Origin of the sequence: Aeromonas sp. QDB68, from assembly GCF_027707405.1 — a bacterium.
Classification (GTDB): Bacteria; Pseudomonadota; Gammaproteobacteria; order Enterobacterales; family Aeromonadaceae; genus Aeromonas; species Aeromonas caviae.
In genome coordinates, this window is sequence record NZ_JAPCIQ010000159.1 from 1 (window position 1) to 5,332 (window position 5,332).

The 5,332-nt window shown below is 60.9% G+C and carries 7 protein-coding genes; 6 read left to right on the forward strand and 1 reads right to left on the reverse strand.

What is annotated here, in order from left to right:
• The first annotated feature begins 555 nt into the window (after positions 1–555).
• From PG892_RS21480 to PG892_RS21505, 6 genes are all read left to right on the forward strand, one after another.
• Positions 556–1,566 carry a zinc-binding alcohol dehydrogenase family protein gene (locus PG892_RS21480; RefSeq protein WP_011191343.1) on the forward strand — a complete coding sequence of 337 codons (1,011 nt, stop codon included), beginning with the start codon at positions 556–558 and terminating at the stop codon, positions 1,564–1,566.
• A gap of 73 nt (positions 1,567–1,639) precedes the next feature.
• Positions 1,640–2,071, forward strand: coding sequence for a GlcG/HbpS family heme-binding protein (locus PG892_RS21485; RefSeq protein WP_004357630.1), 432 nt, complete (start codon positions 1,640–1,642; stop codon positions 2,069–2,071).
• 62 nt (positions 2,072–2,133) lie between these two features.
• Complete coding sequence (locus PG892_RS21490; RefSeq protein ID WP_011191344.1) at positions 2,134–2,424, forward strand: DUF1330 domain-containing protein; 291 nt, start codon at positions 2,134–2,136, stop codon at positions 2,422–2,424.
• 151 nt (positions 2,425–2,575) lie between these two features.
• The gene (locus tag PG892_RS21495; protein ID WP_011191345.1) at positions 2,576–3,046 is read left to right on the forward strand and encodes a TlpA family protein disulfide reductase; all 471 of its coding nucleotides are present in this window, start codon (positions 2,576–2,578) and stop codon (positions 3,044–3,046) included.
• 3 nt (positions 3,047–3,049) lie between these two features.
• Positions 3,050–3,562 carry a DM13 domain-containing protein gene (locus PG892_RS21500; RefSeq protein WP_004357637.1) on the forward strand — a complete coding sequence of 171 codons (513 nt, stop codon included), beginning with the start codon at positions 3,050–3,052 and terminating at the stop codon, positions 3,560–3,562.
• Positions 3,550–4,821 (forward strand): MFS transporter, encoded by a 1,272-nt coding sequence (locus PG892_RS21505; protein WP_004357638.1) that lies wholly within the window; start codon positions 3,550–3,552, stop codon positions 4,819–4,821. Before PG892_RS21500 ends, PG892_RS21505 begins: the two co-directional genes overlap by 13 nt.
• 30 nt (positions 4,822–4,851) lie before the next feature.
• On the opposite strand, the gene PG892_RS21510 is transcribed toward PG892_RS21505, so the two are convergent.
• A partial coding sequence (locus PG892_RS21510; protein ID WP_270825826.1) for a RidA family protein occupies positions 4,852–5,332 on the reverse strand: 481 nt, incomplete at its 5' end.

A 5,332-nucleotide genomic window follows, 5' to 3' on the forward strand; every position in this document is an offset into this window, starting at 1 on the left:
ACGGGAAGTTTCGGCCCTTACGGATGCCCGGAAAACCTTAGCGTACGATTTTTTCCGAATTCTGCGGGCTCCCCTATTAGCGTAGAGAAAAGTGTTGGACCATTTTGAGTCGTGGTTATGCGTGAAGACTATAGCGTCAGTCCAGTATGATTTCCCAATACCCTGTAGCTATAGTTTCGATAGCTTCGAATCGGCATTGCAGGCGTATCCCCGTCAGCGGATTTCGAGCGGACGCCGTCGCTTGCCAACGTTGGTGTGAGACCGGCGGGCGAGATCGCCCCTGCCAACGCGACCGCTGAGAGGTCGACTCCTCAACCGCTTGGGCGCTTATCGCCTCCATCCGGATGCTCACCCGCCGAACAGCAATAAACCGCTATTTTCGATAAACTTCTGAATCCGGCTCCGAGGTATGGAAACTATGTCGTACCGCTATTGGATATGTTGCGCGCATACCTTCATAGTCTGACACGCGAAATCTTTAAATCCTGAGTATATTTCGGAAGAAATTTCGATCTGATCGATAAGACTTCAGGATACAGCAAGCTGGAGACACCGATGAAAGCCGTTGGTTACAAGGTTCCGGGACCCATCGCCGAGGACGCCTCTCTGGTCGACATTGATCTGCCTCGGCCTGTCGCTGAAGGAGGCGATATCCTGGTTGAGGTGAAGGCTGTCTCGGTCAACCCGGTCGACTACAAAATCCGCAGCAGCACGCCGCCCGCTGATGGCGATTGGAAAGTGCTGGGATGGGATGCGGCCGGGATCGTGCAAGAGGTCGGCCCCGACGTGACGCAGTTCGCGGTAGGCGACGAGGTCTATTATGCCGGATCGCTCATAAGGCCTGGCACCAATGCGGAGTTCCATCTCGTCGACGCCCGGATCGTCGGTCGTAAACCCGCGTCGCTCGACTGGGCGGAAGCGGCGGCGCTGCCACTCACGACGTTGACGGCCTGGGAAGCCATGTTCGATCGCCTGGACGTGACGAAGCCCGTTCCCGGGGCGGCGGCGATCCTCATCATCGGTGGTGCGGGTGGGGTCGGGTCGATCGCCATCCAGATCGCTCGACAGCGCACGGATCTCATCGTCATCTCCACCGCCTCTCGGCCGGAAACCCAGGAGTGGGTTAAAGGGCTTGGGGCTCATCATGTCATCGACCACTCTCGGCCGCTCGCGCCACAGATTGCCGAGCTCAACATCGGCGCTCCCGCTTTCGTGTTCTCGACCACGCATACCGAGCAGCATGCATCCGACATCGCCGAACTGATCGCCCCGCAAGGACGGTTCGGATTCATCGACGATCCCAAGGCGCTCGACGTCATGCTGTTCAAGCGCAAGGCAGTGTCGATCCACCACGAGCTGATGTTCACACGGTCGCTCTACGGCACGCCCGACATGGATGAGCAGGGCAAGATCCTCAATTCGCTGGCGGTGCTGGTGGACGACGGCAAAATTCGCACGACGCTAACCGAAAAATTGTCGCCAATTAATGCCGCCAATCTGAAGACGGTGCACGCACTGATCGAAAGTGGCGCGGCAAGAGGCAAGATTGTCCTCGAAGGCTTCTGATGACTGCCACCGCCGAACGTCTTTTCTAACCTCAAGAACGCCGGACGGATTACGCCACGGCGAAGGAAATTTCATGACGAAATCCATTGCCACCGCCTCGATCAACCGCGAAACCGCCGTCGCCCTCATCGACGCGGCGATCGCCGCGGCACGTACAATCGGCATCCCGGCTGCGGTCGCCGTCGTCGACGCCACCGGTAACCTGCGCGCGTTCGAGCGCACTGATGACGCGCCGTTTCTCACCGTCGATGTTGCCATCGACAAGGCTTGGAGTTCCGCCTCGTTTGGGTACCCCACCCATGTCTGGAACGACTATGTTTCGAACGATCCAAAAGTGGCGCCGCTGGCCTATCGCCCCCGGATGGTCGCTGTCGGCGGAGGCTATCCGATCCTGGAAGACGGGAAGTTGATCGGCGGGATCGGCATCTCCGGAGGCAACTATCAGCAGGATCAGGATGCGTGCGTCGAGGCACTCACGAAAATCGGGTTCGAGCTGCCAGCCTGACGACTTTAAGGCCATCGCCAGCGGCGGTGGCCTGCAGATGCGACCTTATGAAAGACTTTAAGATGGAAGCGTTCGTCGTCTTCACCCGCGAAGAAACCACCGATCCGGAAGAACTCGCAACCTATTCTGCAGGCGTCGGCCCATCGTTCGATGGCCACGACGTAACCTTTCTCGCCGCTTATGGCGCGATGGAGCATTTGGAGGGGCCGCCCGTCGAAGGGGCCGTAATTTTGCGGTTCCCGACGATGCAGGCCGCCCGTGATTGGTATCATAGCCCCGCCTACCAAACCATCGCTGCGCACCGTTTTGCCGGTTCCCGCTATCGCGCCTTTGTCATTGAGGGGCGGCGGTGACACACCGACGGAAGAACGGCGGGGCTGGCCACGAGGTATCGGTCGGCGAACTCGCATCCTACAACCTGTAGGGGATCAAGGCGGTGAGGTTCGCGTGCCATCGCCACACGCGACCACTCATCGGACTTCTGCATCGGAATTGGAGGATCAGATGAGCGTCGACGAACGACAAGCCCCCGAGCTGCGGGTGCAGAGATGGATTGGCGCGGATGGAGAAAGCATCGCGCCGCTCAAGCTGTCGGATCTCGGCACCGGCCCGAAAGTCCTCTTCGCCTTCCAGCACTGGTGCCGTGGCTGCCATTTGCATGGATTTCCGACGCTACAAAGGTTGCATGGTGCATTGAGCGCCAAGGGCGTGGGCTTCGCGGTGATCCAGACCGTCTTCGAAGGAGCGGATGAGAACACCTTCGAGAAGCTGCGCGTGAACCAGCTCAAGTATGCGCTTCCTGTCGCGTTCGGTCAGGACGAGCCACCTGCCGGCGCGACGCTTCCCACCTTCATGGAGGACTACCGCACGCGGGGAACGCCCTGGTTCTCCGTGATGGACGCTGGCGGCCGCATCGTATTCTCGGACTTCCATCTCGACGCCGATCAGCTCGTGAAGGGACTGGAGCTGGTGTAACCGATGCGGCGCTGGGTCATCCTGATTGCCACCCATCTCGCGATGCTCGCCATGGGCTTCGCGGGCGGTGTCTACACGCTGCCGATCCTGACCGCCCCCCAGGCCCCGGACGCGGCGGCCTTGCGGACCATCTCAGCCGAGACGCTCTACGCAGGGCGTCTGGCCCGCGATCTCAAAGGCAGCGACCTGCTTCACTGGGGGGAAGGCGAGATCCGGGTCTCGCGCGACCGTATCGCCCATATCGGGCGCCTCGCCCCTGGTCCCGACTACAAGCTCTACCTCGCACCACGTTTCGTCGACACGAAGGAGGCCTTTCTCCTAATCAAGGACAGATCAGTCCGCGTGGGCGATGTGAAGACGTTCAACGGCTTCATCGTCGAGGTGCCTGCCGGCATCGATGTCCGTGACTACAACACGGTCGTCATCTGGTGCGAAGCATTCGACCAGTTCATCAGTGCGGCAGAGTATCAACCCTCAAGTCAGGCCCGAGAACGAGCCCGGCGATGGATACCATGAGGTCGGCGGGCAAGCGCGGCCTCGTTCTCGCGCCGGTGGCGGCGCTGCTGCTGAGCGTCGCCGCTCTGCTGCTGGGCAATGGCCTGCTGAGCACGCTCCTGATCGTGAGAGCCGGCCATAAGGGGTTCTCGACCGGCGCGATCAGCGCGATGATGTCCTTCTATTTCGCGGGTTTCACGATCGGCGCGCTCGTGTTGCCACCGATCATCGTCTCCGTGGGACATGTCAGAACCTTCGCCGGCTTCGCGGCCATTGCCTCGATGACCGCCCTTCTCCATGTGGCGTTCGTGGAGCCGATCGCCTGGATGCCGCTTCGCCTGATTACCGGCTTCGCCTACGCGGGCATGATCCTCGCAACGGAGAGTTGGCTCAACGCCCACGCATTGCCATCCACACGCGGGCAGCTCCTGTCGATATTCGGAGTTGTCTCTATGGGCTCATGGGCAATCGGGCAGGCGTTACTCAACATCGCACCGCCCGCCGACGTGACATTGTTCCTCATCGTGTCGCTGCTGATATCAGCGGCGGTGGTTCCGATCACCTTGCTGCCCAGTCATCCGCCGGCCCAGGTGGAACAGGAATGGGTCGCGTTCAGGGACCTCGTCCTCGTATCACCTCTCGCTGCGGCTGGCGCTTTCCTGGCCGGCCTGGCTATCGGTGGTTTCTGGGGCATGGGCGCGAACTTCGCCCAGAGCATCGGCCTCGATGTGGGCGGTATCTCCGCCTTCATGGCTGCGGTTCTTGGTGGAACGCTCGCCTTCCATTGGCCACTCGGTTGGCTTTCGGATCGAGTGCCCCGGAATCTTGTCATCGCCGGTGCGGCGCTGGCGTCCGCAGCGTCTGCCATCGGCGTAGCGTTGGCGGTGGAAGCGCCTCTGCCGCTGCTCCTTGCGGCAGGTGCGCTGTTCGGCGGCTTTGGCATCCCGATTTATTCGTTGTGTCTCGCCGTCGCAAACGACGATCTTCCGGCCGGTCGGCTACTCGGCACCGCGCGCGGGCTTCTGTTGCTCAACGGGATCGGGACAGCCGCTGGCCCCCTAATAGGAGCAGCTGCAATGAATATCGTCGGCCCTGGCGGCCTGTTCCTTTATGCGGCGGCGTTGCTCACGCTCCTGGCAGTGCTGGCCATCGCCCGCAGGCAGCCGAGGCGCGCCAACCAGGCCAAGGCGGCCCCCCGTTCTCCGAGCACGCCGATGATAACCGGATCTCTCGATACGATGATATGCATGGAGAAGCGGGCGCAGGGCGTGCGGGATTAGCGCGGCACGGCGCCTGCACGAACCGCGGGGTCAGGCGATGATAGCTGTTACGCGAATTTCGATACGCATGGTTGGAAGCCCCAGCGCTTCGATTCCCAACTGCGTCCAGATTGGAGCGCGGTCGGGCATGTAGTGGCGATACAGCTTGGCCATTGTTTCGTTGATCACGGGAGGGAATCCACCGACGTGATAGGAATTGACGTGGACCACATGCGGCCAGCGTGCTCCGGCGGTCGCGAGCGTCCGTTCCACGTTCTTGAACGCCTGCTCGATCTCTTCCTCAATCGACTCCGGAATGACGAGATCGTCGTTCCATCCGCCCTGTCCGGAGATCTCCACGCGGTCACCAATGCGCATTGCCTGAGAATAATGAAGCGCGTCATGCAGGCGCGTCCCGTATCCGGGGGTGATGAAGAATGAAGGTGTTGTCATGAGTTTGCCTTTGATGAGCCAGGTCAACGCGGCTGCAAGTGACCGTATGCATGCAGAAAGAGATGCAGGGCGTTCGGCA